Annotated in this window: 12 protein-coding genes; 10 read left to right on the top strand and 2 right to left on the bottom strand. The window is 64.9% G+C overall.

Annotation, left to right across the window (positions count from 1 at the left end; genetic code table 11):
• Positions 1–24 precede the first annotated feature (24 nt).
• Positions 25–3,126, top strand: a complete 3,102-nt coding sequence (locus tag KUF59_RS35650; RefSeq protein WP_212461437.1) for a DEAD/DEAH box helicase — start codon at positions 25–27, stop codon at positions 3,124–3,126.
• A gap of 15 nt (positions 3,127–3,141) precedes the next feature.
• Here the strand turns inward: KUF59_RS35650 and KUF59_RS35645 are convergent, their stop codons facing one another.
• A complete protein-coding gene (locus KUF59_RS35645) occupies positions 3,142–4,197 on the bottom strand; it encodes a LacI family DNA-binding transcriptional regulator (protein WP_212461352.1) in 1,056 nt (351 codons plus the stop codon).
• Between the two features lie 135 nt (positions 4,198–4,332).
• Between KUF59_RS35645 and KUF59_RS35640 the strand changes: the two genes are divergently transcribed.
• The 9 genes from KUF59_RS35640 (at position 4,333) to KUF59_RS35600 (ending at position 15,793) form a co-directional block, all read left to right on the top strand.
• Complete coding sequence (locus tag KUF59_RS35640) at positions 4,333–5,349, top strand: TRAP transporter substrate-binding protein (RefSeq protein WP_212461351.1); 1,017 nt, start codon at positions 4,333–4,335, stop codon at positions 5,347–5,349.
• A gap of 5 nt (positions 5,350–5,354) precedes the next feature.
• Positions 5,355–7,265 (top strand): TRAP transporter large permease, encoded by a 1,911-nt coding sequence (locus KUF59_RS35635; protein WP_212461350.1) that lies wholly within the window; start codon positions 5,355–5,357, stop codon positions 7,263–7,265.
• Positions 7,266–7,284: 19 nt separating this feature from the next.
• Entirely contained in the window at positions 7,285–7,824 is a 540-nt protein-coding gene (locus tag KUF59_RS35630) for a VOC family protein (protein WP_212461349.1), read from the top strand.
• 15 nt (positions 7,825–7,839) lie between these two features.
• Positions 7,840–9,045, top strand: a complete 1,206-nt coding sequence (locus tag KUF59_RS35625; RefSeq protein ID WP_212461348.1) for a ribulose-bisphosphate carboxylase large subunit family protein — start codon at positions 7,840–7,842, stop codon at positions 9,043–9,045.
• Positions 9,042–10,406, top strand: coding sequence for a four-carbon acid sugar kinase family protein (locus tag KUF59_RS35620; protein WP_212461347.1), 1,365 nt, complete (start codon positions 9,042–9,044; stop codon positions 10,404–10,406). Before KUF59_RS35625 ends, KUF59_RS35620 begins: the two co-directional genes overlap by 4 nt.
• 189 nt (positions 10,407–10,595) lie before the next feature.
• On the top strand, positions 10,596–12,917 hold the full coding sequence (locus KUF59_RS35615; protein ID WP_212461346.1) for a molybdopterin guanine dinucleotide-containing S/N-oxide reductase: 2,322 nt from the start codon (positions 10,596–10,598) through the stop codon (positions 12,915–12,917).
• Between the two features lie 2 nt (positions 12,918–12,919).
• Positions 12,920–13,393, top strand: a complete 474-nt coding sequence (locus tag KUF59_RS35610) for a MarR family winged helix-turn-helix transcriptional regulator (RefSeq protein ID WP_212461345.1) — start codon at positions 12,920–12,922, stop codon at positions 13,391–13,393.
• Positions 13,394–13,452: 59 nt separating this feature from the next.
• On the top strand, positions 13,453–15,114 hold the full coding sequence (locus tag KUF59_RS35605) for an FAD-dependent oxidoreductase (protein WP_212461344.1): 1,662 nt from the start codon (positions 13,453–13,455) through the stop codon (positions 15,112–15,114).
• A 94-nt stretch (positions 15,115–15,208) separates the two neighbouring features.
• A complete protein-coding gene (locus tag KUF59_RS35600) occupies positions 15,209–15,793 on the top strand; it encodes a HutD/Ves family protein (RefSeq protein WP_212461343.1) in 585 nt (194 codons plus the stop codon).
• A 13-nt stretch (positions 15,794–15,806) separates the two neighbouring features.
• Here the strand turns inward: KUF59_RS35600 and KUF59_RS35595 are convergent, their stop codons facing one another.
• Complete coding sequence (locus KUF59_RS35595) at positions 15,807–17,606, bottom strand: peptide ABC transporter substrate-binding protein (RefSeq protein WP_212461342.1); 1,800 nt, start codon at positions 17,604–17,606, stop codon at positions 15,807–15,809.
• Positions 17,607–17,695 lie beyond the last annotated feature (89 nt).

Raw genomic sequence — 17,695 nt, 5'->3', positions numbered from 1 at the left:
ATCTCCTCGTCCTCGCCGCTTGGCATGGTGGCCCTCCACCTTCTCGAACAATGGGGAAAGTCCGGCCGCGACGGCATCGTCTTCCTTTGTGAAGACGAGAACCGGGCGGAGCGGCTCGGCGGCATCATCCACGCGCTCGATCCTTCGGTCGATGTGCTGGTGTTTCCGCGGTTGAATACCCTGCCATTCGATGGCCTTGAGCCGTCGCGAGAGATTGCCGGCCGGCGCAGCGCGGTATTGCGGCGTCTGGCCAGGACAAAGAAACCCGTTTTCCTGGTGTCGACGGCAGAGGCCATCATGGAGCGCCTTCCGCCGCCGGCGAACTGGTTGCGGTCGAGCCTGAGCCTGAAGGTGGAGGCGGCTTTCTCCGAGCAGGAGCTGGAAGACCGACTGGCCGCCCTTGGCTACGATCTCGACGAGGAGGCGGAGTACCCGGGGGGCGTTCTGTTCCACGGCAAGACCTTCGAGGTGTTTCCCGCGGGCGCGCTTGGTCCGTTCAGGATAGAGCACTCTGATGGTTTGGTTCGGCGGATCGTGGCCGTTGACCCCATCGAGCACGAAGTCGTCTTCGAGACCAAGGAGTTGATCGTCGATCCCATGTCCGAACGGCTCGCGTTTGGAGGCAAGCGCGCACAGCGAGCAACGCTACCGGACTATTGCGGTCGCGCCCGGTGGATTGTGGATGCCGGGGTGTTGGCCCACGCCGAAAGCTGGCTCGGTACGATCAAGGAGGCCGGCCGAAGGGAAGCGGAACGCGAGTATTTGGGCGAAGGGGAGTGGAAGCGGCTGAAGAAGCGGATGAGCGTGCTGCCGCGAAAAGCGGCTTTCAGCCCGACGCAGGAGTTTTCGAAAGTCCCCACGCCGAGAAAGGCTTTCCGCACATTCGTCGCCGATACCCAGCGCGCAGGATCGCGGCTGCTTTTCGTCGCGGCCGTCGAGGACGATTTGCGCGCAATGGAGCGCATGAGCGGGATCAAGGCCGAGCGGTTCGCCGATTGGAACGCAGTGACGAAGGCACGGAGCGACGAAGGCGCGCTGTTGGCTGATTTCGATGTCGGCTTCGTTGGCGTTGGCAAGAAGCCGCTCGTCATCGTGACGGCATCCGACGTGCTCGGCAGCCGGGCTCATCATCCGCAGCCCATGGCCAGGGCTTGGAACGCCGCGTTCGATCACCCCGATGTACCGGAGCAAGGCTCTGTTGTCGTCCATCTGCAGCGCGGGCTGGCCTTGCTCGATGGCTTGCAGACCGTCGACATGGGCGGCGGGACGCGGCGGGAGATGATCAGGCTGGCCTCCGCCGGAGACAACGCGATCCTCGTTCCACCGGCCGATCTTGCGTTGATCTGGCCGTATGCGGCGGAGCGCGGCAAGCTGGCGCTGGACAGGGCGGACGGAAGTACGTGGTGGGCTCGACGCACCGAGGCGGAGCAGGAGATCCAGGCTGCCGCAAAACAGCTTGCCAAACACATCAGCCAGCGCCGCCGTCGGCGCGCGCCCAAACTGGTCCCTCCCGGTCCGGGATACGAGAGGTTCGTCGCGCGCTTTCCCTATTTCACGACGGTGGACCAGGCAAAAGCCATTCAGGACGTGCTCGATGATCTGGCGTCAGGTCATCCCATGGACCGCGTGATCTGCGGCGACGTCGGCTTTGGCAAGACCGAGGTGGCATTGCGGGCGGCAGCCGCCGTCGCGCTTGCGGGAAAGCAGGTGGCGATTGCGGTGCCGACAACGGTCTTGGCAAGGCAGCATGTCGAAACGTTTCGCAAGCGGTTCGGTCCCTTCGGTATCGAGGTCGCAAGCCTGTCGCGCGCCAATTCGGCGCCGGAGACGAGGGCGGCGAAGGAAGGGCTGCGCAGCGGAAAACTCAAAGTCGTGGTCGGCACGCAGGCGCTAGCCGCGAAGGACGTCAGGTTTGCTGACCTTGGCCTCGTGATCATCGACGAAGAGCAGCATTTTGGCGCGGCCGAGAAGGCGATGCTGTCCGGGCTGGCAAAAGGTGCCCATGCGCTCTGGATGAGCGCCACGCCGATCCCGCGAACCCTTGCGGCGGGCCTTGCAGGTTTTCGGGACCTCAGCGTCATCGCGTCCCCGCCCGTCCATCGTCTCCCGATCGTAACCAGGATCGCACCGCTGTCGGATGCGGCCATTGCCGCGGCGCTGCTGCGAGAGCAGAGGCGACACGGGCAAAGCTTCCTGATCTGTCCGCGCATCCAGGATCTGGATCCGATGCTGGCGCGCGTGCAATCGGTGGCTCCCGATCTCCGCATCGTCTCTCTCCACGGCCGGTTGCCCGTCGATGACATCGACGACCGGATGATGCGCTTCGTTGAAGGCGACGCGGACGTCTTGCTGGCAACCAACATCGTAGAGAGTGGGCTCGATATTCCCAGGGCGAATACCATCGTGGTGTGCTGGCCCGAAAAGTTCGGCCTGGCCCAGCTTCACCAGCTCAGAGGGCGGGTCGGACGCGGCGGAACGCGGGCCTTCGCACATCTGCTGACCGACTCGACGTCCGAGCAATCCGAAAAGCGCCTGGCCGTTCTGGAGGAGTTTAGTCGACCGGGCGCGGGCTTTGCGATCAGCGAGCGCGATCTGGACCTCAGAGGAGCGGGCGACCTGTTTTCGGAACGGCAGTCCGGCCACGTGCAGGTCTTTGGACCGGTGCTCTACAGTCATCTCCTGAAGCTGGCCTCCGAGAAGACCAGCGACGGCGGCGGCGAATTGTGGGTGCCCGATCTCAACCTCCCGCTCGCGGACATGTTGCCTGCAAGCTATGTGCAGTCGGAATCAGTTCGGCTCGAAATCTATGGCCGCGCCGCCAGGTGTCGCAGCGAGGACGATCTGGAAGACCTTGAGGAGGAGACGTCCCGCCGCTTCGGCAAGCTGCCGCAGCCGGCCCACGATTTCTTCGCTGCAGCCAGGCTCAGGATCGAGTGCAAGCGACGAGGCATCGTCAGGTTGGATGTCGGGCACGAGGCCGTCGCGGCGACATTCCTCCCCGGGCGCTTGCGGAAATCCAAGGCGCGTTCGTTGCAGCGCGATGGCGATCGGGTCGTCTATGCCAGCAGGGGGCAAGAGGACCCATTCGTGCGGGTGGAGGAGTTTTTGGATCTCCTGGACGATTGAAGACGCTGGTCGCCTCTAGCCGCCCAGCGCAGGAATGTTCTCGCGAAAGATGATCTCGCTACGCGGCGCCTCAATGCCGTGCATGGCTCCGCGGCCCGCGCGGAGATTGTCGAAGATGCCGACACAGCTCATCATCGTGTTGAGCTGATTTTGGGTGATGACGGCGTCCATCGTTCCGTCGAGCAGGAAGCTGCGCGTATCAGAGGTCAGGCCGTGGCCGATGAAGACCACGTCGCGCGCGCGATTCATTTCCTTCAGCGCCCGCGCGACGCCGTCGGCGGCGCCGCCGATATTGTAGATGCCGGCAAGATCGGGATGCTGGCCGAGCAGCATGCGGGTCTGGCGATAGTTGCGATCGGCATCATCATGGCCTTCGCGCAGGCCCACGACCTTGATGGAAGGGAACAGCTCTTCGAACACGTGCAGAAAGCCCATCTCGCGCTCTTCATGCGCGCGGTAGCTGAGGCTGCCCGCGATCATCGCGACCTTGGCCGGACGCTCGCCGAGGAAGCGCGCGATCATGTAGCCGGCGGTGCGTCCGATGGAACGATTGTCCAATCCAACGTAAGCGGCGCGACGCGTGTTCAGGATGTCAGAGATCAGCGTCACCGTCGGCACGCCTCGCTCCGCGAGCCGGTCGACGGCTTCCCTCACGGCGGGATGCTCGAGCGCCATGAAGGCGATGCCGTCGGCCTTGTCGCGGGATTGCCAGAGCCGGCGTGCCAGGAGCTCGGGATTGAAGCTCTTGATGGTGTCGACCTGGCAATGGACGTTGAACGGCGCGAGCCGGCCATCGGAATGCGCGATCAACTGCCCCAGCGTCGAGAGGAAGCGGTTGGTGCCGGCCGGCAGCAGGAACAGGAGCCGCATCGGCTTCGGCCGCATCGCTGCCAGGAGATCGTCGGCCGGCATGTAGTCGAGCTCGGACGCGGCGGCGAGTACGCGCTGCTGGGTGATCGCCCGCACGCCGGGCCTGCGATTGAGCACGCGGTCGACCGTCGCCGTGGAGACACCGGCACGGCGCGCGACGTCGACGATGCGGCTCAGCGGGGGCGCGACCTGCTTGTCCATTTCACAGCTCGGGCTTCGAGTACATCAAAAGACATCATTTTTGGTGTTTGACACACTAGCCCTAAGCCGCGATTTTCGCATCAAGATTGTCGCAGAGACATCAAATAACATCAAATCGTGATTGGAGGAGAAGCCATGTCCCTGACCCGTCGGCGTGCCCTGCAAGCCCTGTCTGCTCTTCCCGCGGCGGGCCTGGTCGGCACCTTGCCGCGCCCGGCCCGTGCGGCCGAGTTCTCGCTGAAATACGGCAACAACCTGCCGCTCACGCATCCGCTCAACATCCGCGCGCAGGAAGCCGCCGACCGCATAGCCAAGGAGAGCAACGGCCGGGTCGAGATGGCGATCTTTCCGAACAATCAGCTCGGCGGCGACACCGACATGCTGGCGCAGGTGCGCAGCGGTGCGCTGACCTTCTTCACGCCTTCCGCGCTGGTGGTTGCGACCCTGGTGCCGGTTGCCGCCATCAACGCGGTGGGCTTTGCCTTTGCTGACTATGACCAGGTCTGGAAGGCGATGGATGGCGCGCTCGGCGCGCATGTCCGTGCCGCGATGGCCAAGGTCGGCCTCCATACGTTCGAGAAGATGTGGGACAACGGGTTCCGCCAGATCACGAGCGGCGCCAAGCCGATCGAAAGCGCCAAGGACATGGATGGTCTGAAGATCCGCGTGCCGGTCAGCCCGCTCAGCATCTCCATGTTCAAGGCGCTGGCGTCCTCGCCTACGAGCCTGCAATTCAGCGAGGTCTACTCCTCGCTGCAGACCCGCATCGTCGACGCGCAGGAAAATCCGCTGCCGATCATCCAGGTGGCGAAGCTCTACGAGGTGCAGAAATTCTGCGCCATCAGCAACCACATCTGGGACGGTTTCTGGTTCATTGCCAACGCGCGCGCCTTCCAGGCCCTGCCGGCCGATATGCAGAAGATCGTCTCCAACGCCATCAACGATGCCGGCCTGAAGCAGCGCGACGACATCAAGGCGTTCAATGCGACGGTGCAGGCCGATCTGCAAAGCAAGGGGCTGACCTTCACAAAGCCCGCGCCCGAGTCGTTCCGTGCAAAATTGCGCGATGCCGGCTTCTACGGCGAATGGAAGGGCCGCTTCGGTGACGAGGCCTGGGGGCTGCTCGAAGGCGCCGTCGGCAAGCTGGCCTGAGTGCGATGACGGTCGCAGAGCATCAGATGACGGACTATCTGGAGGCAGATGCTCGCGCTGCCTCCAATGGGAGCGCGCGCCGTTTCGCGAAAGCCTGCGGCGCCGTCGACCGCTGGCTCGGTGCTGTCGTGGAAACGACGGCCGCCGGCCTCGTGCTGGTCGAGATCGCCATCATGCTCGCCGGCGTCGTGATGCGATACGTCTTCCACAGGCCGCTGGTCTGGTCGGACGAGCTGGCCTCGATCCTGTTTCTGTGGCTTTCGATGCTGGGCGCGGTGATTGCCCTGCGCCGCGGCGAGCACATGCGCATGACGGGGCTCGTCAGCCATGTCGGCCCGGGTGCGCGCGCCTTCCTCGAGACGATCGCAGCGGTGGCGCCGTTGGCTCTGCTGGCGCTGATCCTGCATCCCGCCTTCGACTATGCGAGCGAGGAACGGATCATCGTCACGCCGGCGCTGGAGATCAGCAATGCCTGGCGGGCGGCCGCGATTCCCGTCGGAATGACACTGATGGCCGTCATCGCCGCGATCCGGCTCGCATTGCGACACCGCCCTGCGCTGGTCGCTGCAGCCTTCATCACGACCGCCATCCTGATCGCCGCATTCTGGCTCGCCGGACCAAGTCTCGCGCCGCTTGGGCGCTACAACCTCATCGTCTTCTTCGTCGGTGTGGTCGCGGTCAATGTGTTCGCCGGCGTGCCGATCGCCTTCTCCTTCGCGCTCGCGACCTTCGGCTATCTGGCGCTGACGACATCCACGCCGATGCTGGTGATGGTCGGCCGGCTCGATGAAGGCATGTCGCACCTCATCCTGCTCGCGGTGCCGCTCTTCATCTTCCTGGGCGCGCTGATCGAGATGACCGGCATGGCGCGCGCCATGATCCAGTTCCTGGCGAGCCTGCTCGGTCATGTCAGGGGCGGCCTGTCCTATGTGCTGATCGGCGCGATGTATCTGGTCTCCGGCATCTCCGGCTCGAAGATCGCCGACATGGCCGCGATCGCGCCGGTGCTGCTGCCGGAAATGCAGCGGCGCGGCGCCAAGCCCGGCGATCTCGTCGCGCTGCTGTCCGCCACGGGCGCGCAGACCGAAACCATTCCGCCGAGCATCGTCCTGATCACCATCGGCTCGGTGACCGGCGTCTCGATTGCCGCGCTCTTCACCGGCGGGCTATTGCCGGCCCTGGTTGTCGGCGCGGCGCTCTGCGTCGTGGTCTGGCGGCGCTACCGGCACGAAGATTTGAGTCATGTGGTGCGCGCCTCCAGGCGCGAGATCGGCAAGCTCGCGATCGTCGCCCTGCCTGCCATCCTGCTGCCCTTCGTGATCCGCACTGCCGTGGTGGAAGGAGTTGCAACCGCCACGGAAGTCTCGACCATCGGCATCGCCTACGCCGTGTTGATGGGGCTTCTGGTCTACCGCCAGTTTCCTTGGGCACGCCTAAAGCCCATGCTGGTCGAGACCGCGTCGCTGACGGGTGCGATCATCTTCATCATCGGCTGCGCCACGGCGATGGCCTGGGGCCTGACGCAATCCGGCTTCTCGCAGCAATTGGCGAAGGCGATGGCGGCAATCCCGGGCGGCGCCTACGGCTTCCTCGCGATCTCGATTCTGGCCTTCGTCGTGCTCGGCAGCGTGCTCGAAGGGATTCCGGCGATCGTGCTGTTCGGCCCGCTGCTGTTTCCGATCGCCAGGCAGGCCGGCGTGCACGAGGTGCACTACGCGATGGTCGTGATCATCGCGATGGGCATCGGCCTGTTCTCGCCGCCCTTCGGGGTCGGTTATTACGGCGCCTGCGCGATCAGCAAGATATCGCCCGACGAAGGCCTCAAGCACATCTGGGGCTATGTCGCGGCACTGTTCGTCGGCCTCGTCATCGTCGCGGCATTCCCGTGGCTGTCGACCGGCTTCCTCAAATTCTGAACAGAGTGGGAATCGTTCAATGAGCCGCTTTTTTGGCGAGATCCGGCAGGCCGGCTACGTCGTCGACGACATCGAGAAGGCGATGGACTATTGGAGCCGCGAGCTCGGCATCGGGCCGTGGTTCTACAATCCGCGCGTGCCGATCGTGAACTACCGCTATCGCGGCAAGGCCTACGAGCCGCACAATTCCGTGGCGCTTGCCAATTCCGGGCCGTTGCAGATGGAGCTGATCCAGATCCGCAACGATGCGCCGTCGATGTATGCCGATTTCCTCAAAGCAGGGAATAAGGGCTTGCAGCACGTCGCCTATTGGACCGAAGATTACGACGCCGATCTCTCGCGCCTCGAGGCAGAGGGTTTCAAGCCCGTCATGAGCGGCGAGGTCGGCGCCCGCGGCCGCTTTGTCTATTTCGACACGGAGTATCATCCGGGAACGGTGATCGAATTGTCTGAAGTCGCGGGTCCCAAGGGCAAGATGTTCGACCTCATCCGCAAAGCGGCCAAGGGCTGGGACGGACGCGATCCCGTGCGGCCATTTCCCGATCTGACAAAACTCTAGCCTGTCTGCGATCCCGTGACGGAAAACCCTGTTCGCATCGAAGCCGACTATCTGATCGAGACATCAGTCGATCCACGCGTTGCCGCCGAGACGATGGCGGGCGAGCAGTCGAGCGGAACGTTCGTCGCGGTGCCCGGTGAGACGCCGGAGTTGAAAGCGCGCGCGGCCGCGCGGGTCGAGAGCATCGAGCTGCTCGAGGCCGCCTCCGCGCCATCGCTCCCCGTGGCACGGCCGGTCAATCCAGACGGTCCCTGGCACCGCGCGCGCGTGACGCTGTCGTGGCCGCTGGACAATATCGGCGTGTCGCTGCCCAATCTGGTCACGGCGATCGCCGGCAATCTCTGGGAGTTGCGCCAGCTCACCGGCCTGCGACTGCTCGATTTGCGGCTTCCGCTTGCCTTCGCCTCCGCCTATTTCGGTCCAAAATTCGGCGTCGCCGGCACGCGCGAGCTCACCGGCGTCAGCGGTCGTCCGCTGATCGGCACCATCATCAAGCCGAGCATCGGGCTGAGCCCGGCCGAGACGGCCGGTCTCGTCGCGACGCTGTGCGAGGCGGGCATCGACTTCATCAAGGATGACGAGCTGCAATCGGACGGCGCCTATTGCCCGTTCGACGAACGCGTGCGAACCGTGATGCGCGTCGTCAACGACCATGCTGATCGCACCGGCAAGAAGGTGATGATCGCCTTCAACCTGACCGGCGAGATCGACCAGATGCGTCGCCGCCACGATCTGGTGCTTAGGGAAGGCGGCACCTGCGTGATGGTGAGCATCAATTCGGTCGGGCTCGCCGGCATGATCGAGCTCGGCCGCCATACACAGCTTCCGATTCACGCGCATCGCAACGGCTGGGGCGCATTGAACCGCCATCCTGCGCTCGGGTGGGATTACACGGCGTGGCAAAAAATCTGGCGGCTTGCCGGTGCGGATCACATGCATGTCAACGGCATCGGCAACAAGTTCAGCGAGACCGATGACAGCGTCGTCACGTCGGCGCGCGCCGCGCTGACGCCGATGTTCGCGCACAAGCCGTGCATCGCCATGCCGGTGTTCTCGTCGGGCCAGTCGCCGGCGCAGGCACTTCCAACCTGGCGCGCGCTCGGTTCGACCGATCTGATCTTTGCCGCCGGCGGTGGCATCCTTGCGCATCCCGATGGCCCCGCTGCAGGGGTCGCCGATCTGCGCGCTGCGTGGGATGCCGCAATCGCGGGCAAATCATGAGCGGCACGACATTCCTGCCAGACGGTCCTCTCGTCGCATTCTATGGCGACGATTACACCGGCTCGTCGGCCGCGATGGAGGCGCTCACCTTCGCCGGGCTACCCACGATCCTGTTCCTCGAGCCCCCGACACCGGAACGCCTTGCGGCCTCCGGGCAGTTTCGCGGCATCGGCATTGCCGGCACTGCGCGCGCAAAGGATCCCGCCTGGATGGAGCAGAATCTTCCGGCGGTGTTCGACGTCCTCGCCGGCATCGGTGCGCCGATCGCGCATTACAAGGTGTGCTCGACTTTCGACTCCGCACCGCATATCGGCTCGATCGGACGCGCGATCGATCTCGCCGTGCCGCGCCTCGGCGGTAGCTGGCATCCGCTTCTCGTGGGATCGCCGGCGATGGGCCGCTATCAGATGTTCGGAAATCTGTTCGCGGCCGTGAACGGCGTCGGCCATCGCCTCGACCGTCATCCGACGATGTCGCGCCATCCGGTGACGCCGATGGACGAGTCCGACCTCGGCCGCCATCTCGCCAAGCAGACGGCGCGGTCGATCGGCCTGATCGACTTCGTCACCATGGCAAGGGGCGGTGCAGACGAGGCGCTGGCGCGCGCGAAAACCGCCGGCACCGAGATCATCTCGCTCGACGTGCTCGACCAGGCCTCGCTGATCGAGGCCGGCCGCCTCATCTGGCAGCATCGCGGCGAGCGGCTCTTTGCCGCCGGTTCGCAAGGCGTCGAACAGGCGCTGGTCGCCTATTGGCGTGCGGCCGGGCTGATCCCGGACCGCAAGCCCGACCTGCGGCTCACCGGCGTCGAGCGCATCGCCTGCGTCTCCGGCTCCTGCTCGCCCGTCACCGCGGGGCAGATCACTCATGCCGCGGAGAACGGTTTTGACATCGTGCGGCTCGATGCAGCGCGTGCCGTCGACGCGGTCGAATGGACCAAGGAAATCGGCCGAGCTGCTGAGCGTGGGCTCGCCGCGCTCTCGTCCGGCCGCGACGCGCTCCTGATCACCGCAAGCGGCCCCGACGATCCGGCGATCGGCACACTCAACGCGGCGATCAAGGCGAGTGGCGCAAATGCGGCAGCGGTGAATGATCGCATCGGCGCCGGACTGGGCCAGGCGCTGGACTCCATTCTTGAAACCGCGCGGCTCCAACGTGCCGTTGTCGCCGGCGGGGACACATCCGGCCATGCGCTACAAGCCATGGGCATCTATGCGTTGACAGCGATCGCTCCGCTCGCAGAGGGGGCACCGCTCTGCCGCGCGTCATCGGATCGCGCGCATGCGAGAACCGAAATCGCGCTGAAGGGCGGACAAGTCGGCGGAGCCGATCTGTTCCGTCGCGCGAGAGACGGCGGATAACGTTGCGCCACCGCGCGCCTGTGTCTGCATGTTGCGCTGCGCCCTGAGAAGCCAGGGAACCAGAAGCGTGCAATCGCGCGACCCCGCGATGCAACTTGGCGATAACATATCCAGTTGGCCTCACCATGCGGTTCGGATACCTGTAACGGGAACGGCACGATTGGCGCCTCCCGCCACAAGGACGACGCGATGACCGACACCATAGGCTTCCCCGATCCCGGCCTCGACCTCTCCGACGGTTTCAAGCCGCACACCTCGCACTGGGGCGTGTTCTCGGCGCGCAACAGTGCGGCCGGGCTCGAAGTCAGGGCCTATGCGGGCGACCCCGATCCGAGCGGCATCATCGACAATTTTCCCGGCGCGTTGCGTCACCAGGCCCGTATCGCCCAGCCGGCGATCCGCCGCGGCTGGCTCGAGAATGGCCCGGGCCCCGATGATCGCCGCGGCCGCGACGAATTCGTCTCCGTGAGTTGGGAGAAGGCGCTCGATCTCTTGGGTGACGAGCTCTCGCGCATCCGCGACGCGCACGGTCCCTCGGCCGTCTTCGGCGGCTCCTATGGCTGGTCGAGTGCGGGCCGCTTCCATCACGCGCAGAGCCAGGTCCATCGCTTCCTCAACATCGCGATGGGCGGCTATGTGCGTTCGGTGAACACTTATTCGTCGGGTGCATCCTCGGTGCTGCTGCCGCAGATTCTCTGCGGTTACGAGGACATCACCAGGCGCAACGTGACCTGGGAGCAGATCGCGGCCGAGACGGACATCGTGCTGGCGTTCGGCGGTATGGCGCTGAAGAACTCCATGGTGGCCGGTGGCTCCATCAGCAAGCATGTCGAGCGCGGCGCCATGGCAGAGGCACGCCGGCGCGGCTGCGAGTTCGTCCTGGTCAGTCCGCTGCGCGACGATCTGCCCGCGGAGGCCGGTGCCGAATGGATGACATGCGTGCCCGGCGCCGACACCGCGCTGATGCTCGGCATCGTGCACACGCTGGTCACCGAAGACCTGCACGATCAGGCCTTCCTCGATCGCTACACCGAAGGCTGGCCGGTCTTTTTGCGCTATCTCACCGGCGAGAGCGATGGGCAGCCGAAGCACGCCGACTGGGCCGCCGCGATCTGCGGCGTCGATGCGAACAACATCCGCAAGCTCGCGCGCCGCCTCGCCGGCAAAAGGGCGCTCATCACCGTCTCGCATTCCCTGCAACGCGCCGAGCATGGCGAGCAGCCGGTGTGGATGGGCATGGTGCTCGCGGCCGCGCTCGGCCAGATCGGCCTTCCCGGCGGCGGCTACGCCTATTCGCTCGGGGCGATCGGCTATTACGGCCGCCGCGTCAACGACGTGCCGGGGCCGACGCTGGGGCAGGGCCGCAACGGCGTTGCCGATTTCATTCCGGTGGCGCGCATCGCCGACATGCTGCTCAATCCCGGAATAACCTATCGCTACAACGGCGAGACGCGCACCTATCCCGATATCCGCCTCGTCTACTGGGCCGGCGGCAATCCCTTCCATCATCACCAGGACATCAACCGCCTGCGCAAGGCGTTTGCGAAGGTCGATACGCTGGTCGTGCACGAGCTCGCCTGGACCGCCACGGCCCGGCACGCCGACATCGTCCTGCCCGCGACCATGACGCTCGAGCGCGAGGACATCGGCTATTCCACCAACGATCCCCTGATGGTCGCCATGCACCGCATCGCCGAGCCGTTTGGGCTCGCGCGCGACGACTACGACATCTTTGCCGATCTCGCCGACCGTCTTGGCGCGCGCGAGCCTTTCACCGAAGGCCGCACGTCGCGGGAGTGGCTCGCATATCTCTATGAGCCGACCCGCGCCTCGCTCGCCAAGCGGGGCCTCGAGGCCCCACACTTCGACGAATTCTGGGCGCGTGGCAGCCTGGTGGTGCCGCAGCAGCCCGACGACGGCGGCAGGCTGCGCCGCTTCCGCGAGGATCCGGTTGCGCAGGCGTTACCGACGCCGAGCGGCCGCATCGAGATCTTTTCGGCAAAGATCGCGGGTCATGGCGATGCGGATTGTCCGGGCCATCCGGTGTGGCTCGAGAAGACCGATATGCCAAAACCCGGGGCGCCGTGCTTCCTCGTCGCCAATCAGCCGGTGACGCGCCTGCACAGCCAGCTCGATTTTGGCGGACATTCCCTGGGCGCAAAACATCGGGGACGCGAGGTCGCGCGCATGAACCCGCGTGACGCCGAGTCTCGCGGCATCAAGGACGGCGACATCATTCGCCTGTTCAACGAGCGCGGCGCCTGCCTTGCCGCGGTGCATGTCACCGACGGCATCGCGCCCGGCATCGTCCAGTTGCCGACCGGTGCCTGGTACGATCCGATGGATCCGGAGGAGGAGGCGCCGCTCTGCGTTCACGGCAATCCCAACGTGCTGACCCGCGACATCGGCACCTCATCCTTCGCGCAGGGCTGCACCGGCCAGCTCACGACGGTCGAGGTGGAGAAGTTCACCGGCAATCTGCCGCCAATCCGCGCATTCGATCCGGTGTAGGGATGAATGCCAGAAAGTCCGGGACTGCGTGGCGGCATGCCAATGTCGGTCGCCTTCTCAACAACGCGGTGCGCCGCTTCGAGGCCCGCGTCCTCGAGCTGATGAGCGCGCGCGGGCATGCCGAGACGCGCATCGCCCATGTCGGCCTGACCCGAAATCTCGACGTCGAGGGAACGCGGTTGACCGAGCTCGCCCGGCGGGCCTCGATGAGCAAGCAGGCCATGGGAGAGCTGGTCGACCAATGTGTCGAGCTCGGCCTGGTCGACCGCATTCCTGATCCGAGCGACGGCCGCGCCCGCATCGTCAAGTTCACGCCGGCCGGCCTGATCTGGCTAAATGCCTTTCGGGATGCGGTTGATGTCGCGGAGCGGGAAATGCGCGCCGAACTCGGCAAGGCGAGCATGGAGGCGATCCTGAAAGGGCTCGCGGCCTATGGCGCGAGTTTCGATACGCTCGATGACGAGATCGTCAGGTAGCTTGACTAAATCGTCAGGTATCCTTACCATGCAGGATAATGCCTCGTTGGAGACGCCCCTTGGAAACACGCCTGACGACCTCCGTGCTCATCGTGGGCGGCGGCCCCTGCGGGCTCATGCTGGCCAACGAGCTCGGGCGGCGCGGTGTCTCTGCGGTGCTGGTCGACGAAAAGCCCGGGACGGCATTCAATCCGCAGGCCAATGCGACTCAGGCCCGCTCGATGGAGCATTATCGCCGGCTCGGTTTTGCCGCCGAGATCAGGCAGGCGGGACTGCCTGCCGACTATCCGACCGACGTCGCCTACTTCACCCGTTACACTGGCTACGAGCTGGCGCGGTTTCAATTGCCGTCCTCGAGCCGCGCAACCGAACTCGTGAAGGGATTGTCGGGCTCGTGGAGCGCCGCCGAGCTGCCCCATCGCGTCTCGCAAAAATATGTCGAGGCGGTGCTGCGCCGGTATGCCGAGCGGCTGCCGGGAATCCGGCTTCATTACGGTCACCGTCTGATTAGCTATGCCGAACACGACGACGGCATCGTCGGTGACATCGAATGCCGCGACGACGGCCGCCGCTTTGAGGTTCATGCCGATTTTCTGGTTGGCGCAGACGGGCCGCGCTCCATGGTGCGGCAGTCGCTCGGCATTGCCTATGGCGGCGAGGCCGGGATCCAGCGCGATTTCATGGGCGGGCGGATGCTCGCCGTCTATCTCCGGTCGCCGGATTTTTACGCGAGCATCCCCCACGCCAGGGCGTGGATGTACAACTGCTTCAACGGCGACCGCCGCGCCTTCATGGCATCCGTGAACGGGCGCGACGAATTCGCGTTCCACACCCAGCTTCGGCCCGGTGAGGACGAGACGACGATCACCGCTCATGAAGCGAAAGCCGCGTTCCAGCGCGCATGCGGCGCACCGATCGCATGCGAGGTGCTGTCCCATCTGACCTGGACCGCAGGTCATGCGCTGGTCGCTGACGGCATGCAGCGGGGCAGGGTCTTCCTCGGCGGCGATGCTGCGCATCTGTTCACCCCGACCGGCGGGCTTGGCTACAACACTGCGATCGAGGACGCCGTCAATCTCGGCTGGAAGCTCTCAAGCGTCGTCAAGGGCATCAGTCCCGTTGCGCTCCTCGACAGCTACGAGGTCGAGCGCCGTCCGGTCGCGCTGCGCAACACGGGCTATGCGCGGCGCTTCGCCGACTCGCTCGGCCTGTTTGCGGCCGTGCCGGAACTGGAGGACGCGACTGAAGCGGGCAATGACGCAAGGCGCGCGGCCGGTACCTATCTCGACCAGCACGCCCGCGCCGAATTCAACATTCCCGGCATCACCTTCGGCGGACGTTATGACACCTCGCCGATCATCCTGGCCGATGGCACAAAGCCTCCGCCCGACGCCGCAAATGTCTACGTGCCGAGCGCCTGTCCCGGAGGCCGCGCGCCGCATGCCTGGCTCGCGGACGGCGTATCCCTGTACGACCTGTTCGGATTCGAATGGACGCTGCTCCAATTCGACGACGTCGTGTCTGTTGATGGTCCGCTGCACGAAGCAGCGCGAGCACTCGGCGCCGACGTGAAGCTCGTCACGCTGCCGAGCCAGTTGCGCGACCTCTACGAGGCCGACCTCGCGCTCATCCGTCCCGATCAGATCGTGGCCTGGCGCGGCAGTGTGTCACAAGCGGGGATGCTCGGCCGGGTTCTTGCCGGTGCGCTCGGGCAGGGCTGATAAGCCGTTTGCGGGAGTCGTCCGTCAAACTGGCTGGCGTATGATGCGCGCGGGTGATATCGGCTGACATCGCTCTCCGGACGCGCGTCAAGACATGAAAACCACGCTGCTGAAATCTGAAAACTATACCCGCTCGCCGTGGAAGAACGGCGGCGGCATCTTTACCGATATCGCGGATGCCCATCGCGCCGATGCGCCGGCGAAGGATTGGGACAGCCTGCTCTGGCGCTTCGCCAGCACGCCGATCGTGACGCCCGGCCCGTTCTCGCATATGCCCGGCATCGATCGCTTGCAGATGGTTATCCGCGGGCGCGGGCTGGTGCTCAAGGCGCCGGGCCAGGATTTTGACGAGCGCGAGGCGTTCACGACGGTGCGCTTCACCGGCGAGCTTGCGATCGTAACCGAACTCGAGGCCGGTCCGGTCGAGGTGGTGAATCTGATGGCGCGGCGCGGTGCGGCGGAGATTGAACTTGTCGCTCTCAGAGAGCCCGGCGATCGGCGGTTGCCCACCGGCACACATCTCCTTTATGCGGCGTGCGGCGATTGCAGCGTCCGGCTCGATGACGAGGAGTTTGCGATTCCCAACGACGGTACGTTGAGGGTCGACCTGAGCGAGGCATCGAACCTCGCGCTCGTTTCAGGATTGGCGGTGCTGGGATCGATCCAGCTGATCGGCTGATGCGACCACCGGACTACCCATCCTTCGAGCTGCGATACCAGCTCGCCACATTCCAGGTCGTCACGTCCCACCCCGAGATGTCGACCATGAGGTTATTGACGCCGCCGCCGACGATGTTGCGCGAGAGGAGCGGCACGAGCACATTTGCCTCGCAGAAGATCTCGTTGACCTTGATCAGCAGCGCGGCGCGCTTGACCGGATCGAGCTCGTTCTGCGCGGCCTTGTAGGCCTTGTCGGCCTCTGGATCGGACCAGCGCGAGATGTTCCGGCCCAGCCATTTGTTGTCCTTGGTTGCGATCTCCCAGGAGACGCACTGGTTCAAAAACCGCTCCGGGTCGGGCTGCGGCTGCGTCGTATTATACATCTCCATGTCGCAATAGAGCTTTGAGTAGGTGTCGGGGTTGCCGACATCAGACGAGAAGAACACCGATGCAACGACCGATTTGAGCTCGATCTCGATGCCGGCGCGCTGGCAGGCCTGCTTGATGATGGCCTGCGTCTTCTGGCGTGGGGCGTTGATCGATGTCTGGAAGACGTATTTGAGCTTCTTGCCGTCCTTCTCGCGGATGCCGTCTGCACCCATCTTCCAGCCGGCATCCTCGAGGATCTTGTTCGCCTTGTCGACGTCGAACGCGTATTTCAGCCTGCTCGACTTGAACTGCGCGGGTTGGTTGACGAAGCTTGCGGTCGCAACGCCGCCGCGGCCGTAGATGAACTTTTGAATCGAGTCGCGATCGATCAGCAGGTTGAACGCCTGGCGAACGGCCGGATCAGACAGCGTCGGGTGCTTGGTCTTGACGCTGGAGCGCTCGCCCTCGACCTCGGTCCACGGGTCCGTCGTGTTGAGGATGATGAACTCGACATTGCCGGAGAGCGTGACGTCGATCTTGCCTTTGCCGCTTGCCTCCATGCGCTTGAGGACCTCGTCCTCCACCTGCAGGTTCCAGGCATAATCGTATTCGCCGGTCTGCAGCACCGCGCGCGCCGCGGAGACGGCATCGCCGCCACCCTTGATCTCGAGCGTGTCGAAATGCGGCTGGTTCTTGATGTGATAGTCGGGATTGCGTTCGGCCCGGATCAAGTCGCCGGGCTTGAACTCGACGAATTTGTACGGGCCGGTGCCGACCGGCTTCAGATTGCCCGGCGCCTCGCGCGACTTCGCGCCGGCATAGTCGCCAAAGTGATGTTTCGGCAGGATCTGGCCGACCGAGCCGACGAAGGGGTCGGCCCAGAACGGGGTCGGGGCCTTGAAGAGCACCTTGACGGTGTGGTCGTCGATCTTCTCGACCGTGATGTCCTTGTAGGATCCCGTGCTGTACGCGGCCGTGGCAAGATCAGCGGCATAGGCCCAGGTGAAGACGACGTCGTCGGCGGTGAACGGCTTGCCGTCATGCCACTTCACGCCCTGCTTCAGCTTCCAGATCGCGCTGGTGCCGTCGGCCGAGAGGCCGCCGTTCTGCTTGGTCGGGACCTCGGCGGCAAGGCACGGGATGAGGTTGCCGTCCTTGTCCCAGCCGGCGAGCGGCTCGAAGAAGATGCGCGAGGCGATCTGATCCTTGGTGCCGATCGCGAAATGCGGATTGAGCAAGGTGGGCGCCTGCCACAGCAGGATCTTGAGCGGGCCTCCGCCGCCGGCCTTGGTCGGCTTGTACTCCAGCGTGGCGTCCGCCATCGCCACGTCGTTCCAGAGCAGGATCTGGCTCGCGACCGGCGCCGCGATCCCGACCGCAGCCAGCTTCTGGATGAACGAGCGTCGCGACAGCGTGCCTTGCTTCACCTGCGCGATGGACTTGCGGATTTCGTGTTCGTTCATCGGATGATCTCTACCTCTCGAAGAAAAGTCGTCACACCCATCATGTTTCATCATGGACGAGGCGGCAATGTCGACGAGGCCGGGAAGCC

The sequence above is a fragment of the Bradyrhizobium arachidis genome (assembly GCF_024758505.1).
GTDB lineage: Bacteria > Pseudomonadota > Alphaproteobacteria > Rhizobiales > Xanthobacteraceae > Bradyrhizobium > Bradyrhizobium manausense_C.
Note: the sequence above shows the minus strand (reverse complement) of the source record. Positions and strands in the feature narration are given on the sequence as shown.

Excerpts from the sequence above, each read along its gene's own strand:
- KUF59_RS35640 (WP_212461351.1), top strand. The coding sequence starts at position 4,333 with ATGTCCCTGACCCGTCGGCGTGCCCTGCAAGCCCTGTCTGCTCTTCCC.
- KUF59_RS35615 (WP_212461346.1), top strand. The coding sequence starts at position 10,596 with ATGACCGACACCATAGGCTTCCCCGATCCCGGCCTCGACCTCTCCGAC.
- KUF59_RS35620 (WP_212461347.1), top strand. The coding sequence starts at position 9,042 with ATGAGCGGCACGACATTCCTGCCAGACGGTCCTCTCGTCGCATTCTAT.
- KUF59_RS35600 (WP_212461343.1), top strand. The coding sequence starts at position 15,209 with ATGAAAACCACGCTGCTGAAATCTGAAAACTATACCCGCTCGCCGTGG.
- KUF59_RS35610 (WP_212461345.1), top strand. The coding sequence starts at position 12,920 with ATGAATGCCAGAAAGTCCGGGACTGCGTGGCGGCATGCCAATGTCGGT.
- KUF59_RS35635 (WP_212461350.1), top strand. The coding sequence starts at position 5,355 with ATGACGGTCGCAGAGCATCAGATGACGGACTATCTGGAGGCAGATGCT.
- KUF59_RS35630 (WP_212461349.1), top strand. The coding sequence starts at position 7,285 with ATGAGCCGCTTTTTTGGCGAGATCCGGCAGGCCGGCTACGTCGTCGAC.
- KUF59_RS35650 (WP_212461437.1), top strand. The coding sequence starts at position 25 with ATGGTGGCCCTCCACCTTCTCGAACAATGGGGAAAGTCCGGCCGCGAC.
- KUF59_RS35595 (WP_212461342.1), bottom strand. The coding sequence starts at position 17,606 with ATGAACGAACACGAAATCCGCAAGTCCATCGCGCAGGTGAAGCAAGGC.
- KUF59_RS35645 (WP_212461352.1), bottom strand. The coding sequence starts at position 4,197 with ATGGACAAGCAGGTCGCGCCCCCGCTGAGCCGCATCGTCGACGTCGCG.